Raw genomic sequence first — 17918 nt, forward strand, 5'->3', positions numbered from 1 at the left:
GGCTCCCTCCACGGGGACCAGGCGGGGGCTGAAAGTTCTTCGAGTACGCGTTAGTGTCGAGGTTACTGGCGAGTACCGGAGGAGTCCTATGACGCAGACCGCTTCGAACAGCGCGCTGTCGGCCGATGGCGAGCAGCGGCGGTTCGCATCACTGGACCCGCGCACGGGCGAGGTCGTCGCGCATCACCCGATCCACACGGCCGCCGAGGTCGAGGACGCGGTGTCCTCGGCGCGCGAGGCCGCCGCGTGGTGGGCGGGCCTCGGGTTCGAGGGGCGCAAGACCAAGCTCGACGCGTGGCGCAAGATCCTCTCGCAGCGCTCGGACGAGTTCATCTCGTTGATCAGCTCGGAGACGGGCAAACCCGCCGACGACTCCCGCGTCGAGGTCGCGCTGGTGATGGACCACCTGCACTGGGCCTCGCGGCACGCGGGCCGTGTGCTGGGCAAGCGCCGGGTGTCCTCGGGGATGCTGATGTTCAACCACGGCGCGACGCTGGAGTACCGGCCGTTGGGCGTCGTCGGCGTCATCGGGCCGTGGAACTACCCCGCGCACACGCCGATGGGTTCGATCTCCTACGCGCTGTCCGCGGGCAACGCCGTCGTGTTCAAGCCGTCGGAGTTCACGCCGGGCGTCGGCACGTTCCTCGCGTCGACGTTCACCGAGGCGGTGCCGGAGTTCCCGGTCTTCCAGGTCGTCACGGGCTTCGGTGAGACGGGCGCGGCGCTGGTCGGCGCGGGCGTCGACAAGATCGCGTTCACCGGGTCCACGCGGACCGGCAAGAAGGTCATGGCCGCGGCCGCCTCGTCGCTGACGCCGGTGCTGGTCGAGTGCGGTGGCAAGGACGCGCTGATCGTCGACTCGGACGCCGACCTGACCGCCGCCGCCGAGGCCGCGATCTGGGGTGCGGTGTCCAACGCCGGCCAGACGTGCGCGGGCGTGGAGCGGATCTACGTGGCCGAGGACGTCGCCGACGAGTTCACCGAGATCGTCGTGAAGCGCGCGAAGAAGCTCAAGCCGGGTGGCGAGCCGAACGCGAACCTCGGGCCGATCACGATGCCGTCGCAGGTGGAGATCATCCGCGAGCACGTGCAGGACGCGCTGGACCGCGGTGGCAAGGCACTCGTGGGCGGGCCGGACTCGATCAGGCCGCCGTACGTCGAGCCGGTGGTGCTGGTGGACGTGCCGGAGGACTCGCTGGCGGTCACCGAGGAGACCTTCGGGCCGACCGTGGTGATCAACCGGGTGCCGAACGCGCTGGAGGGCGTGCGGCTCGCGAACCAGTCGAAGTACGGGCTGGGTGCCGCCGTGTTCTCGAAGTCGCGTGGCGAGGAACTGGCGTCCGAACTGCGGGTCGGGATGGTGTCGATCAACTCGGTGCTGACCTACGCGGCGATTCCCGGGCTGCCGTTCGGCGGTGTCGGCGACTCCGGGTTCGGGCGCATCCACGGCGACGACGGCCTGCGCGAGTTCACCTACGCCAAGGCCGTGACGAAGCTGAAGTTCTCGTCGCTGATCAACATGGCGACGTTCGACAGGTCCTCCATGGCGGGCAAGCAGATGCTGCGCCTCGCGCGGATGCTCTTCGGGCGCTGAAGAGCATCCGCGGCGGAGGTTCTCAGACGCCGAGCTGCGTCTTCATGTCGTCCAGGACCACGTTCGCGGCGAGCACGCCGAGGCCGAGGAAGTAGGTCTCGTCGAGGACCGGCTTGGCCTTGCCGGCCTTCACGGCGTTCAGGCCGGTCCACAACGGACCGCCGAGCACCGAGGCCTGCGCGGTCTTGGCCGGGTCGCCGTAGGTCGAGTAGAGGATGAAGTCGCCGTCGGCCTTGCTGATCTGCTCCGCGCTGACCTCGGCGGCCAGGTCGTCCACCTGGGACGAGGTCGGCTGGCCGATCTTGGCGTCGATCAGGATCGTGCCGATGAACGACTTCTTGGCGTACAGGCGGATGCGGCCAGGCATGAAGCGCAGCGCCGTGACCGTCGGGCGCACGCCGAGCTTCTTCTCGATGGCGTCGCCGGTCTCGGTGGCCTTCTTCGTGTAGTCCTCGAGCATCTTCGCCGCGTCGGCCTGGCGGTCGAGTGCGGCCGCGTTGAGCAGGAAGTTCTCCTTCCACACGTAGCCGGGGCGCACGCTGAACACCGTCGGGGCGATCGCGGCGAGCTTCGGGTAGAGGGCCTCCGCGCGCAGCTGCGAGCCCAGGATCAGGTCCGGGTTCAGCTTGGTGATCGCCTCGAGGTTGAGGTTGTTGGTCGTGCCGACGTTCTCCGGCGTGCCGCCCTTGTCGCCGATGTAGGACGGCATGGTCGGCGAGCCGTCGGTGTAGGCGATGCCGACGGGCTTGATGCCGAGCGCCACGACGTTGTCGAGCTCACCCGTGTCGAGCACGATCACCCGTTCGGGCTTCTTCTCGAGCTTGGTCTCACCCATCGCGTGCTTGATGGTGCGGGGGAACTCGCCGGGCTTCTGCGTCGTGCCGAAACCGTTGCTCAGCTCGTACGCCTTGCCGAAGTCCTCGCCACCTTGGGCGACGGTCGGCTTGTCCGGCGTGCTGGAGCAGGCGGTCAGGGTCAGGGCGACTGCTACGAGCAGCGCTGCTCTCTTCGACACGACGTTGTTCCTCCACTACGGAACGTGATGTTGACCTGCATTTCTTAGGGCGACCTAACGGTAGCGGGGTCCTTTGCCCGTTCCGAGTGTCAGACCCCCGGAGTAAGAAGGAACACGGTCACCGACGATCGGGAGGGCTGTTCGATGAAGAAGATCATCAACGATCCGGAAACCGTGGTGCAGGACGCGCTGCGGGGCATGCAGGCAGCCCATTCCGACTTGCTGACCGTGCACTACGACCCAGCGGTCATCGTGCGCGCGGACGGGCCGGCACAGGGCAAGGTCGCGATCATCTCGGGTGGAGGGTCGGGCCACGAACCGTTGCACGGCGGGTTCGTCGGGCGGGGCATGCTCGACGCGGCCTGTCCGGGCCCCGTGTTCACGTCGCCGACGTCGGACCAGGTGCTCGACGCGGTGGTGCGGACGGACGGCGGCGCGGGCGCGTTGCTGATCGTGAAGAACTACACCGGCGACGTGCTGAACTTCGAGATGGCCGGTGAGCTCGCGGAGTCCGAGGTCAGGTCGGTCGTGATCGACGACGACGTGGCGGTGAAGGACTCGCTGTACACGGCCGGGCGGCGGGGCGTCGGCGGCACGGTGCTGCTGGAGAAGATCGTGGGCGCGGCGGCGGAGCGCGGCGATGATCTGGCGGCCTGCGAGGCGCTGTCCTTACGGGTGATCGCGTCGGTGCGCTCGATGGGTCTGGCTTTGACGTCGTGCACCGTGCCGCACGTGGGCTCGCCGTCGTTCGAACTGGCCGACGACGAGATGGAGATCGGCATCGGCATCCACGGCGAGCCGGGCCGGCATCGCGTGCCTGCCGGTACCGCGTCCGAGATGGTGTCGGCGTTGCTGGAACCGATTCTGGAAGACCTGCCGTTCTCCTCAGGGGATCGGGTGCTGCTGTTCACGAACTCGATGGGCGGGACCCCGTTGATCGAGCTGTACTTGGCGCACGGCATCGCGGAACAGTTGCTGGCCGATCGGGGGATCATCGTGGAACGCAGGCTGGTCGGCCCGTACATCACGAGCCTGGAGATGCAGGGCATGAGTCTCACGCTTCTTCGCTTGGACGACGAGATGATCTCCCTGTGGGACGCGCCGGTCCACACGCCCGCACTGCGGTGGGGAGTCTGAGGTGGGCTGCACGGCAGCGGACGTCGTGACGGCTCTGCGAGCCGCCGCGGCTGTCGTCCAGGAGCACCGCGACGAGCTGGTGCGCCTGGACCAGGCGATCGGCGACGCCGACCACGGCGAGAACATGAAGCGCGGCTTCACCGCGCTGCTGTCCCGTTTGGACGCCGAACCGCCGGACACCCCCGGCAAGGTCCTGAAACTGGTGGCCACCACGCTGATCTCCACGGTGGGCGGAGCCGCGGGCCCGTTGTACGGCACCGCTTTCCTGCGCGCGTCGGCCGCGGTGGGCGACGCGGCCGAGCTCGACTGCGACCTGGTCGCCCGAGCGTTGCAGGGCGCGCTGGAGGGCGTGGTCGCGCGCGGCAAGGCCGTGGTGGGCGACAAGACGATGGTCGACGCCCTGACTCCAGCCGTGACAGCAGCGGCAAGCGCGCAAGGCTCAGTGGCCGCCGCCCTCTCCGCGGCGGCCGACGCGGCCGACGAAGGCGCCTCCTCGACGGTGCCGATGGTGGCGCGCAAGGGCCGAGCCTCCTACCTCGGTGAGCGCAGCGCGGGCCACCTGGATCCGGGCGCCAGGTCGACGGCGTTGCTGCTGCGCGCCTTCGCGGACGCGGCGGCCAAGGCATGACGGCGGCCGCGGACACCAGCCGCGTGGGCCTGGTGGTCGTCTCGCACAGCGAGATGCTGGCCAACGGCGTAGCGGAACTGGCCGCTCAAATGGCCCCCGACGTCTCCGTGCTCCCGGTGGGCGGCACGGATGAGGGCGGCCTGGGCACCGACTACGCCTCGGTGGTCGAAGCCCTGGCAGACGCCGACTCCGGCGCGGGCGTCGTCGTGCTCTACGACCTGGGCAGCGCCAAGATGACGGCCGAGATGGCCGTGGAGTCGGCAGACGACCCGTCCCGCTACGTGGTGGTGGACGCACCACTGGTGGAAGGCGCGGTGGCCGCGGCCGTCGCCGCCCAGGGAGCCGCTTCGCTGGCCGACGTGGCGGCCGCGGCAGAGGGCGCGTCCGGCGAGGCCCCGGTGGCCGCCCCCAGCCGCCCAGCCCTGCACCTGGTGCCGGACGCGGTGTCGGCGGAAGTGCTGCTGACCAACGAGGTAGGCCTGCACGCGCGCCCGGCGGCCTTGCTGGCCCGCACCGTCGCCGAACTCGACGCCGACGTGGTCGTCCGCTACGGCAACGAGGAGGCGAACGCGGCGAGCGTGCTGGCGCTGATGGGCCTGAGCGCGCCCGGCGGCAAGTCGATCACCGTGGTGGCCACGGGCAAGGACGCGGGGGAGGCGGTGCGCCGCATCGAGGAGCTGGCGGAGAGGGGGTTCGACGACTAGCGGCCGTCGCAGGTGCGGGCCCGCGCTGTGAGGTGCGGGCGGGCTGGCCGAGGCGGGCTGCGCGGTGTGGGCGGGCTGGCCGAGGCGGGGCTGTGAGGTGCGGGCGGGCTGGCCAAGGTGGGCTGTGCGGGTCGTGCGGCTGTTCGTGGGTGGGCTGGTCGAGGCGGGCTGTGCGGTGTGGGTGGCTGACCGAGGGTGGGGTCGCGGTGTGAGCGGCTGTTAGTGGGTGGGGCTGTGCCGTGTGAGCGGCTAGCTGGGGGTGGTGCCGCGCGGTGTCCGATGGCGTCGCGTGGGGGCGGTCGCGTGGCGAAACCATGCCCGTCCTGAAGGCGCTGCCCCGAACCAGCCTGCTCGTCCGCCGCTGCCGGCTTCGGCCTCAACGCTGTCCTCGGCGCGGCAGCCGCCCCGACTGCGCTGAGTCCGACGCGACCCGCACGCCCCTGGAGGGTCCACCGAGTTCGATGGCACTCGCGCGTCCCGCAGTGCTTGCTAGCCGTGCTGGCTCCGTCCGGCCCGCGTCCGCATGGCGGTCCCCAGCCCCGCCAGCTCCGATGCGGCCCGCGAGCCACAAGGCCGTGCCCGACCAAGCCGTTCCCCGACTCGGATGGCGCAACTCCGCGTTCACCCACCTGGGTTCATCAGGCAAAAGGCCGGGTCTAGGCGTTTGCTGGACCGATAACTGTTTCGATCCTGATGGCGAAGCTCACGGCTCCCGCCAGCGCTGGGAGTGGCATAGTCGCCCGCAAGTTACTCCTTGGTAGCCCACGCTTTACCCCGCATGGGAGGTCTGCAGTGGCGCGCGAAATCAACACCGTCGGAGTCGTCGGCTTCGGAACCATGGGCGCGGGCATCGTGGAGGTACTCGCGCGCACCGGGCTCTCGGTCAAGGTGGTGGAAGTCGACGCGGCCGGTGTCGAGCGCGGGCTCGGGCACCTGGAGCACTCGACGAAGCGGGCCGTGAAGCGGGAGAAGCTGACCGCTGACGAGAACGCGGCGCTGCACGGCCGGGTCACCACGAGCCTCGACCTGAGCAGTCTCCAGGACTGCGACCTCGTCATCGAGGCGGTGCCGGAGAGCGTCGAGCTCAAGGCGCGGATCTTCCGCGAACTGGACGAGATCCTCAAGCCCGAGGCGATCATCGCGTCCAACACGTCGTCGCTCTCGATCACCGAGATCAGCGTGGTGACGAAGCGGCCGGGCAAGGTCGTGGGGCTGCACTTCTTCAACCCGACGCAGGTCCTCAAACTGGTCGAGGTCGTGCGCACGGTCGTCACGGAGCCGGACGTGATCACCGACGTGGTCGCGTTCACCGAGCGGCTGGGCAAGTCGCCGGTCGTGATCGGGGACAGGGCGGGCTTCATCGCGAACGCGCTCCTCTTCCCGTATCTCAACCACGCGGTCAAGATGCTGGAGTCCAGGTACGCGACGCGTGAGGACCTCGACGCGGCCATGCGGTACGGCTGCGGTTATCCGATGGGACCGTTGGCGCTGCTGGACCTCATCGGTCTCGACACGGCGTACGAGATCCTCGACACGATGTACCACCAGTCGCGCAACCGGCTGCACTCGCCGGCGCCGCTGCTCAAGCAGATGATCACGGCGGGTCTCCTCGGCAGGAAGACCGGGCGCGGTTTCTACACCTACGACGGTCCCGACTCGCCTGTCGTCGTCAAGGACGTGCAGACGCCGTCCGAAGTGGACAGCGCTGTGCAGGCTCGGGAAGTTCAACGGGTCGGCGTCATCGGCACGGGCACGATGGCGACGGGCATCGCCGAGGTGTTCGCCAAGCGCGGGTACGACGTCGTGCTGCGGGCCCGCGGTCTGGACAAGGCCGAGAAGGCGATCGGCGCGGTTCGCAAGTCGCTCGAGCGTGCGGTCAGCAAGGGCAAGCTGTCGGAACAGGACCGCGACGCGACGCTCGCCCGCATCTCGCCCGCCGTGGAGTTCGTGGAACTGGCGGACTGCGACCTGGTCGTCGAGGCGGTGGCCGAGGAGATCGGGATCAAGAAGGAGGTCTTCGCGGCGCTCGACGAGGTGTGCAAGCCCGGTGCGGTGCTCGCGACGACCACGTCCTCGCTGCCGGTCATCGAGGTCGCGGCCGCCACGAGCAGGCCCGCGGACGTCGTCGGCCTGCACTTCTTCAACCCCGCGCAGGTCATGAAGCTGGTCGAGATCGTGGAGACGATCTCCACGGGCGCCGACGTGGTCGCGACGGCCCGCAAGATCTGCCTCGACCTCGGCAAGCACCCGGTGCACTGCGGTGACGTGGCCGGTTTCATCGTGAACGCGCTGCTCTTCCCGTACCTCAACGACGCGGTGAAGATGCTGGAGGCCCACTACGCCGAGGCCGACGACATCGACAACGCCATGAAGGTCGGCTGTGGCCTGCCGATGGGACCGTTCGCGCTGCTCGACGTCGTGGGGCTGGACGTGTCGCTGGCGATCCAGCGCACGCTCTACAACGAGTTCCGCGAGCCGGGGTTCGCGCCGGCGCCGTTGCTGGAACACCTGGTCACGGCCGGTCGCCTCGGCCGCAAGACGGGCAAGGGATTCCGCGACTACTCGTGAGCCGCTAACAGGGGCACCATGTCGCGTCTGGCATGGTGGTGGCATGCGGCGACTGGTGCTCCTGTTGGCTGTCCTCGTGCTCGCGTCCGGCTGTGCCCGCGCGACCATCGAGGGCAGTCCGGTCGCGCAGGCACCGCTCGACGTCGCCTCGCCGTTCGACCAGGAGGGCTCCACGGATCCGAGCACGGATCCGAGCGAGTCGCAGGACCCGGAGAGCTCGCCGATCGACGGCGAGATCACGCCCACCTGCGCGAAGCTGAAGTGGACGGACCTGCCCTACCCCGGCGCCAAGGCCGAGACGCCGCCCACCCAGATCAACTACGACTCGACGTTCGAGGAGTCGTGCCGGTGGACGACGAAGATCGACGACGTCGAGGTGGGCGTCTCCCTGCGGTATCGCGAGGGCAAGCAGATCACGATCGAGCGCACCACCGGTGACTGGGACGTGAAGGGTCACAAGGTCGTCTACCTGGACCGTTCCGACGAGCAGGACGTCGAACCGTCGTGCGTGCTGGCCCTGCCCTACAACGGTGGCGGGCTCGGAATCATCATCATCGACTCGTCCGGCAAGTTCGGCAGCGTCTGCGACCAGGGCCGCAAGGTCGCCGAGGTGCTGATCGACCGCGAGACGGCCTAGTCCTGTCCCGCGGTTCGCCAGGACTTCAGCTTTTCCGGGTTCCGCACCGCCCAGATCCTGGTGATCTGGCCGTTCTCCGCCTCGATCGCCGCCACCGTCACCGCGACACCGTCGTACGTCGCCACCAGGCCCGGCCTGCCGTTGACCGTCCTGGCGAGGATCGTCAGATCCGGCGCCATCTTCCCGATGCCGACGAGGTAGCGGGCGATCTGCTCGCGGCCTTCCACCGGCTTCAGCACCGTGGGGACCTGGCCGCCGCCGTCGGCGATCATGACGGCCGCCGGGTCCAGCAAGGCGATCAGGGCCCGGATGTCCTGCGCCTCCCACGCTTGCTTGAAATCTCGCACCACGTCCGCCTGCCGCGTGGCCGGGATCTCGTCGCGCTGCGATGCGCGAATCCGCCGCCGCGCGGACGTGGCCAGTTGCCGGCACGCCGCAGGGCTCCTGCCGACGATGCCCGCGATCTCCGCGAACGGGAACCGGAAGACGTCGTGCAGCACGAAGCTGACCCGTTCCGCCGGGGTCATCTGCTCCAGCACCACCAGGAACGCCATGGTGACCGACTCGTCCAGGGTGACGCGGTCCGCTGGGTCGGGCCCGCCGCCCCATTCCTCCCGGTCCGGGAGCGGCTCAGGGATCCACTCGCCCACGTAGCGTTCCCGCCTGGCCCTGGCAGACCCCAGCAGGTCCAGGCAGACGCGACCGGCCACCCTGGTCAGCCACGCTCCGGGGGACTCGATGGTGTCCCGCTGGTCCGGTGACAGGGCGTACCACCGCGTGTAGGTCTCCTGCAGCACGTCCTCGGCGTCGGTCAGTGAACCCAGCAGGCGGTAGGCGAGGTTCAGCAGCTGCCGCCGTTCGCTCACGATCGCGTGCACACCAGGATCAGCCAACGTCCCCCGCCTCACATTTCCGGCCGCTGCGTCGTCGGACTGTCATGGCCACGCAATCCACGGCAAGACCCGCCAACCTGAAGCTCCTGCACGCCACCGTCGCTCTGCAGGCCGCGGCCGTCTTCGTTCAGTCCATCACCGCAGGGCTGATGATGACCGTCCCGTACGGACACGTCCTGCACAGCGCCGGCTCGTACACGTTGTGGGTCGTGACGGTCGTCCACGTCGTCGTCGCGGTTCTCGCGTGGCGGCCGGGCGGCGGGCCAGCTCAGCCCATCTGGTACGCCGTGGGCTTTCTGGCGCTGATCACCGCTCAGGTGTACATCGGCGTGTTCCACCTCACGGCCCTGCACGTTCCCCTCGCCGCGGCGCTGCTCGTCGCGAGCGTGCTTTACCTGTTGCGGATCCGGCGCTAGCCGCAGCAGCCTCCACCGCAGCACCCGCCGCCACCACCGGCCGCGGCCTGCTGCGTGCCGCCGATACCGGCCATGGACAGCAGTTTCACCGTGTCGGGGTGGCCCTCGGGGCAGTTCGCCGGCGAGGACGACTCGCTCATCGGGCGCTGCACGTCGAAGGTGTCGTCGCAGGTTCGGCAACGGAACTCGTAGGTCGGCACGGACCGATTCTACGAGCGGTTAACGTGTTGTCGTGCCACGTCGTAACAGCCCCAAGCCAGAAGAATCCCGTCCCCTTGGAGGGGGCGTCGGCTGGGCGCGCGCCGAGTCAGGCCCGGACGGCGACTGGCTGGTCCGCGCCATCTCGGGCGCGCAGGCCCAGAAGACCTACCGCTGCCCCGGCTGCGACCACGAGATCCGCCCCGGCGTCGCGCACGTCGTGGCGTGGCCCGCGCAGGACACGGGTTCGGTCGAGGAACGCCGCCACTGGCACCAGACGTGCTGGGACTCGCGCGGCCGGCGAGGCCCGACCGCGCGCCGCTGGTAGTCGCTAGTGGCGTGGCCCGGAATGTTGCCGGGCGAATTCGCGGTCAGACGGGTGCATCGTCGTACCGCCCCCACGTCCTCGTACTGGTTGTACGTGGGCGTGGGGGCGACACCACGAGGTGCCCTGCTGAGCGTGAATTACCCAGCCGACGTTCCGGGCCACGCCGCTAGATCTCGACCTGCTCGCGCCACCGCTCCAGTCGTGCCCGGAACTCCTCCGGCTGCTCGACGGGCGGCAGGTGTCCCGCGTCCTCGATGCGTTCGCTGGTGGAGTGCCTGAGCGTCACGGCGAGCTTCGCGGCCACGTCGGGCGGCGTGAGCTTGTCGTGTTCGCCCACGAGCACGAGCGACGGGACGTCCAGCGACTCCAGCACGTCCGTGGAGTCCGGCCGCTTCGCCATCGCGCGCTGCCACCACGCCACGTCCTCGGCCCGCTGCTCCAGGATCATGGTGCGCACAGAGGCCCGTGCTGTGTCCGAGGCGTTGGGGCCGAGCAGGTTCGGCAGCATCGCGTCCGCGAGCCAGTCGCCGACGCCCTCGCGTTCCACGCGGTCGGCCATCGCGTGCCGGTTCGCGGCCGCTTCCGGCGCGTCCGCGGTGTGCTTGGTGTCGACGAAGATCAGGCCCCGCACGCGTTCCGGTGCGCGCCTGAGCAACGCCATCGTGATGTAGCCGCCCATCGAGCAGCCGCCGAGCACGACGCTGTCCAGCTTCCGTTCGTCGAGCACGCCGAGCACCTGCTCCGCGACGGTGTCGAGGTCGGGCTCGCCGTGGCCGCGCAACGACGGCGTCAGCGCGCCCGGCACGTCCCACATCCGCGCGTCGAGCGGAAAGGCGTGCAGCAGCACCAGATCGTCCATCAGCTCTCCCACTCCGGCGCCAGCACCGACCACACCTCGAGGTCCTGACGAACCCCGTGGTGCAGGAAGTACGAGCGCAGCACGCCGTCCCTGCTCATGCCGAGCCGCCGCGCGACCGCGATGCTGGGCGCGTTCTCCGACGACACCAGCCACTCAACCCGATGCACGCCGCGCTCGCAGATCGCCCAGTCGATCAGGATCCTCGACGCCCGCGTGATCAGCCCCTTGCCCGTCGCGGCCGGCTCCAGCCAGCAGCCGACCTCGGCGCGCCCCTGCGGGATGTCCATCACGCGGAACAGCACGCCGCCGACCAGCTTGTCGTCCAGCCAGATCCCGAAGATCCGCCCGGTGTCGGCCGCCGCCTTGTCCGCGTAGTCCTGCAGGAGGTCCCGCGCGCTCTCCAGGTCCTTGGCCTTGTCCGCGAACCCGATGTGCTGCCCGATGAACTCCCGGCCGCGCTCCATGTGCGCGAAGAACTCCTCGGCCTGCCACGGGTCCAACGGCCTGAGCTCGGCGCCGTCGACGCCCAGCGATTTCACGAACATCCTGTTCCCCCAAGATGGTGTGTTGTGTCCACGCGAATCGTATTGGTACGCCATGCGCAATCCGTCCTGCCGCGCCTCGGCGAGCCCGACGACGACCAACGGCCGCTGGCCCCTGCCGGGCTGGCCGCCGCGGAGGCGCTGGTCGAGCGACTCGCCGCGTACGCACCCGCCGCAGTGCTGTCGAGCCCGCTGTTGCGCGCCGTGCAGACCGTCAGGCCGGCCGCGGACGCGCTGGGGCTCGCGGTGACGACCTGGCCGTCGTTGCGGGAGTGGGAGTCGGGGTTGTTGCCGAGCGCGGACTGGGAGACGCGGTACGCCTACAGCTGGGCTCATCCCGGCTTCGCCCACGGGGAGGGGGAGAGCCTCGACGCGCTGACCGTGCGGGCGGGGAAAGCGTTGGCGCGCATGGGTGAGGAGTATCCGGACGCGACTGTGCTCGTCGGGTCGCACGGGACGTTCCTGACGCGCGCGCTGATCGCGGCGGGGCAGCGCGCGGACTGGGAGTTCTGCCGCGCGATGCCGATGCCGGCGATCTACGAAGTCATGGGCTGACCTGCGCGGACGCGAAATTGTCGGTGCCGGCTGGGATAATTGAAATCAGGGGTCCCCCTGGGCGGGGGACCCCTGCGTGAGCTTGCGGTGCGCGCTCGCGAGGTGGGCTCGCGGTGCGGGCTCGCGAGGTGAGCTTGCGGTGCGCGCTTGCGAGGTGAGCTTGCGGCGCGGGCTTGCGGTGCACGCTTGCGAGGTGAGCTTGCGGCGCGGGCTCGCGAGGTGGGATTGCTGCGTCAGGACTTCTTGGCCGTCTGCGGGCGCGCGAGCTTGGCCGTGGGGCCGTCGACCTGAGGTGACTGAGCCTGCGACGCCTGAGCTGGGGCCTGGGATGCCTGAGCTTGCGATGCTTGGCCCTGGGATGCCTGGCCCTGAGGAGACTGGCCCTGCGATCCCTGCGCCGGCTTGTTCTGCGCCGAGGGCGCGGCCTGCGGAGCCGGTGCCTGGGCGGGCTTGTTCGGCGCGGCAGGAGCGGCTTGAGCCCCCTGGGCCTGGGCGGGAGCCTGCGGCGCGGCGGGCCTCGCCGGACCGGGCTGCGGAGCCTGGGCGGGCTGGGCCGGCACCGGAGCGCCGCCCTGTCCCTGAGCCGGAGCTTGGGCCGGAGCCTGGGCGGGAGCCGCGGGCTTCTCCTCGTCCACCGGGTCGAGCAGCGGCACGACCTCCTGGAGCGCCGTCCGCACGTTGTGGAGCTGGTGCGAGAGGCGGTTGCGGAGGTTGCGGAGCTGGTCGACGCGCTGCGTGGCGGCGGTGGTGCGGCGGTTGGCTTCCTCGGTGGCCTCGCGGACGCGGCGGTTCGACTCGTCGGTCGCTTCCTGGATGCGCGCGGTGGCCTCGGTGATCGAGTCGTGGCGGCGGCGGTTCGCCTCTTCGGTGGCCTCGCGGACTCGGCGTTCGGCGTCGGCCTTCGAGGTGGTCTGCTCGGTCGCGATCGCGGCGCGGACTCGGGCGGCCTCCTCGGCGGCTTCGCGCAGGCGCCGGTCTGCCTCGCCCTTGGAGTTTGCCTCCTGGGAGGCCAACGTTGCCATCGCCTCGGAGCGGCGGGCGGCCATCGCGATCTCGAAGTCCTCTTCGACGGTCACGCGGCGCTGCTCGGACTCGTCGGCGATCTTGCGGGCGGCGGACTCCGCCTCGGAGACGATCTTCTCCGCCTCGTTGCGCGCGGTCTCGAGAACGCTCTTGTGCTCGGACTCCATGGCGGCACGGCGCTCGTCGAGTTCGGCGATGAGCTTCTCGTAGCGCTGGCGCAGCACACCCGCGTCGGCCTCGGCCTTGGCGCGGATGTGCCCGCCCTCCGCTTCGGCACGGGCCTTGATCTCGTTGGCCTCGTCCTGGGCCAGCCGCAGCATGCGCTGGAGGCGCTCGGAGAGCCCCTCCAGCGTCGTCGGCGGCAGCGACAGGCGCTCCACCTGGTTGCGCATCTCGGTGATCTCCGAGCGTGCGGCTTCCAGCTGGCGCGCCAGATCTGACGTCTGGGAGACGGCGGCATCGCGGTCCGCGGCGAGCAGCCGCAGATCCGAGTCGAGGCGTTCGAGATGATCCTCGACCTGAGCGCGGTCGTAACCGCGCTTGACGATGTCGAAGCCGGATCCCAGTGGGACGAGGTCACGGTCGTCGGCGAGGCCCATGCCCCTCACGCTACCCGTTCGGGTAACCCCAGAAGGTCACACACCCCGGAATCGATTGATAGCCGTGAGGTGTTGTGCGCGTAGTTCGTGATCCAGCACACCAAGACCTTCTTCGGGCGCAAGGCAGAGCACGCCGACCTTGCCCTGGTGTGCGTTGCGGTGCACGTCGTGTGCTGCCTGGCCCGTTTCGTCCATTGAGTACACCTTGGACACTGTCGGGTGGATCTTTCCCTTGGCGACCAACCGGTTCGCCTCCCAGGCCTCGCGGTAGTTCGCGAAGTGCGAGGAGATGATGCTCTTGAGGTTCATCCAGAGGTACCGGTTGTCGTACTGGTGCATGTAGCCGGACGTCGACGCGCACGTGACGATCTTGCCGCCCTTGCGCGCCACGAACACCGACGCGCCGAACGTCTCCCGGCCGGGGTGCTCGAACACGATGTCCGGGTCCTCGCCACCGGTGAGCTCGCGGATGCGCGCGCCGAACCGCTTCCACTCGCGCGGGTCCTGCTCGTGCTCGTTCTTCCAGAACTTGTAGCCCTCCGCCGAGCGATCGATGATCAGTTCGGCACCCATGGAACGAACGATCTCCGCCTTCTCCGGCGAGGAGACGACGCAAATCGGCGTGGCGCCACCGTTCAACGCGAACTGCGTGGCGTACGAACCCAGACCGCCGGACGCACCCCAGATCAGGACCGTGTCGCCCTGCTTCATGTTGCCGCCGTTGGTCGACACCAGCTGGCGGTACGCGGTGGAGTTCACCAGGCCCGGCGACGCGGCCTCTTCCCACGTGAGGTGCTTGGGCATCGGCATCAGCTGGTTCGACTTCACCAGCGCCAGGTCGGCGAGTCCACCGAAGTTCGTCTCGAAGCCCCAGATCCGCTGCTGCGGGTCGAGCATCGTGTCGTTGTGCCCGTCCGGCGCTTCCAGCGGCACGTCCAGACAGTGCGCCACGACGCGGTCGCCCGGCTTCCACGCGGTGACGCCGGGGCCGACCCGCACGACGACGCCGGCCAGGTCCGATCCCACGACGTGGTACGGCAGGTCGTGGCGGCCGCCCAGCTTCTTCAGGAAGCCGAACGTGGACACCGGCTCGAAGATCGAGGTCCACACGGTGTTGTAGTTGATCGCGGAGGCCATGACGGCGACCAGCGCCTCGCCCGGCCCGAGTTCGGGCGTGGCGACCTCGTCGACGTGCAGCGACTTGCGAGGGTCCTTGTCCCTCGTCTCGAGGCCCGAGAACATGTCGGCCTCGTCCGCGTGCACGGTCACGCCCCGATAGCTCTCCGGAACGTCCAACGAACCGATGGCGTCCAGCTCGTCGGCCAGGATCGCGTCAAGGATCTTCTGCACGGCGGCATTCCTTCCCTAGTGAGGGATAGTCGCAGGTTGCCGGAGGTTACTCAGCAGTAACCGATTCAGATGCACGCCTGTGAGGGATTCCACTCAGAAGTGTTGACCGGGCGGCCAACCAAAGAGGATTATCGAAGGTGTCCGAGAAGGAGGAGGTGGTGGAGATGACCAAGGCGTGGACCAGGTGGCAGGACTGGACCGAGGTGGCGATCGGTGTTCTGGTGCTGCTGTCTCCGCTCGTCGTGGACACCTCGAACGCGGCCATGTGGACGATGATCGTGCTCGGCGCGCTCATCGCGATCGACGGACTCGTCGACCTCGCCATGCCCGCGATGATCTACGGGGAGTACGTGCAGATGGTGCTCGGAGCACTGCTGTTCATCTCTCCGTGGGTGATGAGCTACAGCGACCTGATGGCGGCCTCGTGGGTCTCCTGGGTCGGTGGCGTGCTCACCATTGCCGCGGGAGCGCTGGCGATGCCCTCCGCGAACGCGGCACACTCGGCTGCGGCGCAACCGCACTGATCAGTCAGGAAACCTGTGGGCCCAGGAACGTTCTTGGGCCCACACACCCATGGAGGACGCGTGGAGGATTCGGCCAAGGAGCGCATCCTGGCCGCGGCCGAGGAGCTGTTCGCCGACGGAGGCTTCGACGCCACCCCGACCTCGCGGATCGCCGAACGCGCCGGCGTGCCCAAAGGCCTGGTGCACTACTACTTCAACCGCAAGAAGGATCTGCTCGCCGCGCTCGTCGCGCGGTTGCCGGACAGCACGGTCGACCACCGCCGCGTCGTCGTGGCGGGGGACATCGCGGAGTCGCTCAGGCGCCTGGTCGCCGCACTCGACGCACGCCTGAACGCCTCGCCGCTGCTGTCACACCTGTTGTGGCGTGAAGCGGATACGCATTCGGCTGTGCGCGACGCGATGCAGGCGCGCTACGAGAACGTCGCGGCGCAGATCAAGCAGGTCATCCTGGCCGCGGGCGGCGCGGCGGTCGCGATCAAGGACGTCGAGGCGGCCGCGGCGCTCCTCGCGCTGGCCGTCAGCTACCGGCATTCGGTGGCGAGGCACAGCGACGAGGAGGACCCGATCGACCGCGAACTGAGCTTCGTGGCTAACGCGCTGGCTCGACCAGCTCGATGAGCACGCCGCCGGCGTCCTTGGGGTGCACGAAGTTGACCCGGCTGTTCGACGTGCCGCGTCGCGCCTCCTCGTAGAGCAGGCGCAGGCCCTTCGCCCGCAGAGCGTCGGCCGCGACGTCCACATCGGACACCCGGTAGGCGAGCTGCTGGAGGCCGGGCCCCGAGCGGCCGATGAACTTGGCGATCGTCGAGTCCTCGTTCAGCGGCGCCAGCAGCTGGATCGCGGTGCCGTCGTGGTCGCCGGGCGCGTGCAGCATCGCCTCGCGCACGCCCTGCTCCTCGTTGACCTCTTCGTGCGCCACTTCGAGGCCGAAGTTGTCGCGGTAGAACGCGATGGCCACGTCGAGATCGGGCACCGCGATGCCCACATGGTCGATCGCGGTCACGAATCGAGCGAGTTCTGCGTTCATAGCGGGCAAGGGTATCTACGTGATCGGTGCAGGTGCTCCTGTGCGGGGTCTCACACGATTACCGCCCAGTAGCCCCAGGTATGGTGCCTAGTTAACGACCGTTCGCTCTTCCAATGGAGGCAGTTGTGTCCGGTTCCGTGATCGTCGCCGGGGCGCGTACCCCGATGGGCCGACTGCTGGGATCGCTCAAGGACTTCTCGGGCGCCCAGCTGGGTGGCGTCGCGATCAAGGCGGCACTGGAACGCGCGGGCGTGGCCCCCGAGCAGGTGCAGTACGTGATCATGGGTCAGGTGCTCACCGCCGGCGCGGGCCAGATTCCCGCCCGCCAGGCCGCGGTCGCCGCAGGCATCCCGATGAGCGTGCCCGCGCTGACCATCAACAAGGTGTGCCTGTCCGGCATCGACGCGATCGCGCTGGCCGACCAGCTGATCCGCGCCGGCGAGTTCGACGTCGTCGTGGCCGGTGGCCAGGAGTCGATGACGCAGGCGCCGCACCTGCTGCCGAAGTCGCGCGGCGGGTTCAAGTACGGCGACGTGACGATGGTCGACCACATGGCGCACGACGGCCTGTTCTGCGCGTTCGACCAGGTCGCGATGGGCGTCTCGACCGAGAAGTACAACGGCCGCTACGGCGTCACGCGCGAGGAGCAGGACGCGTTCTCCGCGCGGTCGCACCAGCTCGCCGCGAAGGCCGCCGGGAACGGTGTCTTCGAGGCCGAGATCGCGCCGGTCGCGATCCCGCAGCGCAAGGGCGACCCGGTCCTGTTCAGCACGGACGAGGGCGTGCGCGCCGACACGACCGCCGACTCGCTCGGCAAGCTGCGCCCGGCGTTCGCGCCGGACGGCACGATCACCGCGGGTTCGGCGTCGCAGATCTCCGACGGCGCGGCCGCCGTGGTCGTGATGAGCAAGGCGAAGGCCGAGGAACTGGGCCTCGAGTGGATCGCGGAGATCGGCGCGCACGGCGTCGTCGCGGGTCCGGACGCCTCGCTGCACGAGCAGCCGTCCAACGCCATCAAGGCCGCGTGCGCCAAGGAGGGCATCGACCCCTCCGACCTCGACCTGATCGAGATCAACGAGGCGTTCGCGGCGGTCGGCATCGTGTCCTCCCGTCAGCTCGGAATCTCCGAGGACAAGGTCAACGTCAACGGCGGCGCCATCGCGCTGGGCCACCCGATCGGCATGTCCGGCGCCCGCATCGCCCTGCACCTCGCTCTGGAGCTGCAGCGCCGGGGCGGCGGCGTGGGTGCGGCGGCGCTGTGCGGTGGTGGTGGTCAGGGCGACGCTCTGATCATCCGCGTGCCCTCCAAGGCCTAGTGTCC

General features: G+C 69.4%; 20 protein-coding genes. 12 read left to right on the plus strand and 8 right to left on the minus strand.

From position 1 onward, the window contains the following. Positions 1–88 precede the first annotated feature (88 nt). Complete coding sequence (locus BM417_RS14100) at positions 89–1594, plus strand: aldehyde dehydrogenase family protein (protein WP_093592776.1); 1506 nt, start codon at positions 89–91, stop codon at positions 1592–1594. 22 nt (positions 1595–1616) lie between these two features. On the opposite strand, the gene BM417_RS14105 is transcribed toward BM417_RS14100, so the two are convergent. Beyond that, complete coding sequence (locus BM417_RS14105) at positions 1617–2609, minus strand: ABC transporter substrate-binding protein (protein ID WP_093592779.1); 993 nt, start codon at positions 2607–2609, stop codon at positions 1617–1619. 144 nt (positions 2610–2753) lie between these two features. Here BM417_RS14105 and dhaK point away from each other — a divergent pair, with 144 nt between their 5' ends. From dhaK to BM417_RS14130, 5 genes are all read left to right on the plus strand, one after another. Then, positions 2754–3746, plus strand: coding sequence for a dihydroxyacetone kinase subunit DhaK (dhaK, locus tag BM417_RS14110; RefSeq protein WP_093592782.1), 993 nt, complete (start codon positions 2754–2756; stop codon positions 3744–3746). Between the two features lies 1 nt (position 3747). After that, positions 3748–4374 carry a dihydroxyacetone kinase subunit DhaL gene (dhaL, locus tag BM417_RS14115; protein ID WP_093592785.1) on the plus strand — a complete coding sequence of 209 codons (627 nt, stop codon included), beginning with the start codon at positions 3748–3750 and terminating at the stop codon, positions 4372–4374. Continuing rightward, positions 4371–5078: a dihydroxyacetone kinase phosphoryl donor subunit DhaM gene (gene dhaM, locus BM417_RS14120; RefSeq protein ID WP_093592788.1), complete on the plus strand. Its 708-nt coding sequence runs from the start codon at positions 4371–4373 to the stop codon at positions 5076–5078. Before dhaL ends, dhaM begins: the two co-directional genes overlap by 4 nt. A gap of 792 nt (positions 5079–5870) precedes the next feature. Beyond that, positions 5871–7646, plus strand: a complete 1776-nt coding sequence (locus tag BM417_RS14125; RefSeq protein WP_093592791.1) for a 3-hydroxyacyl-CoA dehydrogenase family protein — start codon at positions 5871–5873, stop codon at positions 7644–7646. Between the two features lie 43 nt (positions 7647–7689). After that, on the plus strand, positions 7690–8283 hold the full coding sequence (locus tag BM417_RS14130) for a DUF3558 family protein (RefSeq protein ID WP_093592794.1): 594 nt from the start codon (positions 7690–7692) through the stop codon (positions 8281–8283). Here the strand turns inward: BM417_RS14130 and sigJ are convergent. Next, positions 8280–9176 carry an RNA polymerase sigma factor SigJ gene (gene sigJ / locus BM417_RS14135; RefSeq protein WP_245821908.1) on the minus strand — a complete coding sequence of 299 codons (897 nt, stop codon included), beginning with the start codon at positions 9174–9176 and terminating at the stop codon, positions 8280–8282. The two genes, BM417_RS14130 and sigJ, sit on opposite strands and share 4 nt — an antisense overlap. Positions 9177–9220: 44 nt before the next feature. Here sigJ and BM417_RS14140 point away from each other — a divergent pair, with 44 nt between their 5' ends. Further along, positions 9221–9592, plus strand: a complete 372-nt coding sequence (locus tag BM417_RS14140) for a hypothetical protein (RefSeq protein ID WP_093592800.1) — start codon at positions 9221–9223, stop codon at positions 9590–9592. Here the strand turns inward: BM417_RS14140 and BM417_RS14145 are convergent. Further along, on the minus strand, positions 9589–9792 hold the full coding sequence (locus BM417_RS14145; RefSeq protein WP_093592803.1) for an FmdB family zinc ribbon protein: 204 nt from the start codon (positions 9790–9792) through the stop codon (positions 9589–9591). The genes BM417_RS14140 and BM417_RS14145 overlap by 4 nt on opposite strands. 32 nt (positions 9793–9824) lie before the next feature. On the opposite strand from BM417_RS14145, the gene BM417_RS14150 reads away from it, so the two are divergent. Continuing rightward, the gene (locus BM417_RS14150; protein ID WP_093592806.1) at positions 9825–10118 is read left to right on the plus strand and encodes a hypothetical protein; all 294 of its coding nucleotides are present in this window, start codon (positions 9825–9827) and stop codon (positions 10116–10118) included. 166 nt (positions 10119–10284) lie between these two features. Here BM417_RS14150 and BM417_RS14155 read toward each other — a convergent pair whose 3' ends face one another. After that, on the minus strand, positions 10285–10977 hold the full coding sequence (locus tag BM417_RS14155) for an alpha/beta fold hydrolase (protein WP_093592809.1): 693 nt from the start codon (positions 10975–10977) through the stop codon (positions 10285–10287). Then, positions 10977–11522 (minus strand): GNAT family N-acetyltransferase, encoded by a 546-nt coding sequence (locus BM417_RS14160; protein WP_093592812.1) that lies wholly within the window; start codon positions 11520–11522, stop codon positions 10977–10979. The genes BM417_RS14155 and BM417_RS14160 overlap by 1 nt, the downstream gene beginning before the upstream one ends. A gap of 24 nt (positions 11523–11546) precedes the next feature. On the opposite strand from BM417_RS14160, the gene BM417_RS14165 reads away from it, so the two are divergent. Further along, positions 11547–12074, plus strand: coding sequence for a histidine phosphatase family protein (locus tag BM417_RS14165; RefSeq protein ID WP_093592815.1), 528 nt, complete (start codon positions 11547–11549; stop codon positions 12072–12074). Positions 12075–12307: 233 nt separating this feature from the next. Here the strand turns inward: BM417_RS14165 and BM417_RS14170 are convergent, their stop codons facing one another. Next, positions 12308–13696 carry a coiled-coil domain-containing protein gene (locus BM417_RS14170; RefSeq protein WP_093592818.1) on the minus strand — a complete coding sequence of 463 codons (1389 nt, stop codon included), beginning with the start codon at positions 13694–13696 and terminating at the stop codon, positions 12308–12310. A gap of 36 nt (positions 13697–13732) precedes the next feature. Further along, on the minus strand, positions 13733–15046 hold the full coding sequence (ccrA, locus tag BM417_RS14175) for a crotonyl-CoA carboxylase/reductase (protein WP_093592821.1): 1314 nt from the start codon (positions 15044–15046) through the stop codon (positions 13733–13735). A 164-nt stretch (positions 15047–15210) separates the two neighbouring features. On the opposite strand from ccrA, the gene BM417_RS14180 reads away from it, so the two are divergent. Further along, on the plus strand, positions 15211–15570 hold the full coding sequence (locus BM417_RS14180; RefSeq protein ID WP_093593729.1) for an SPW repeat protein: 360 nt from the start codon (positions 15211–15213) through the stop codon (positions 15568–15570). Positions 15571–15630: 60 nt separating this feature from the next. Then, positions 15631–16188: a TetR/AcrR family transcriptional regulator gene (locus BM417_RS14185; RefSeq protein ID WP_093592824.1), complete on the plus strand. Its 558-nt coding sequence runs from the start codon at positions 15631–15633 to the stop codon at positions 16186–16188. Here BM417_RS14185 and mce read toward each other — a convergent pair. Next, positions 16160–16597 (minus strand): methylmalonyl-CoA epimerase, encoded by a 438-nt coding sequence (mce, locus tag BM417_RS14190; protein WP_093592827.1) that lies wholly within the window; start codon positions 16595–16597, stop codon positions 16160–16162. The two genes, BM417_RS14185 and mce, sit on opposite strands and share 29 nt — an antisense overlap. A 125-nt stretch (positions 16598–16722) precedes the next feature. Between mce and BM417_RS14195 the strand changes: the two genes are divergently transcribed. After that, positions 16723–17913: an acetyl-CoA C-acetyltransferase gene (locus tag BM417_RS14195; RefSeq protein WP_093592830.1), complete on the plus strand. Its 1191-nt coding sequence runs from the start codon at positions 16723–16725 to the stop codon at positions 17911–17913. The last annotated feature ends 5 nt before the right edge of the window (positions 17914–17918 follow it).

The organism is Lentzea waywayandensis, from assembly GCF_900115955.1.
In the GTDB taxonomy this organism is placed as follows: Bacteria; Actinomycetota; Actinomycetes; order Mycobacteriales; family Pseudonocardiaceae; genus Lentzea; species Lentzea waywayandensis.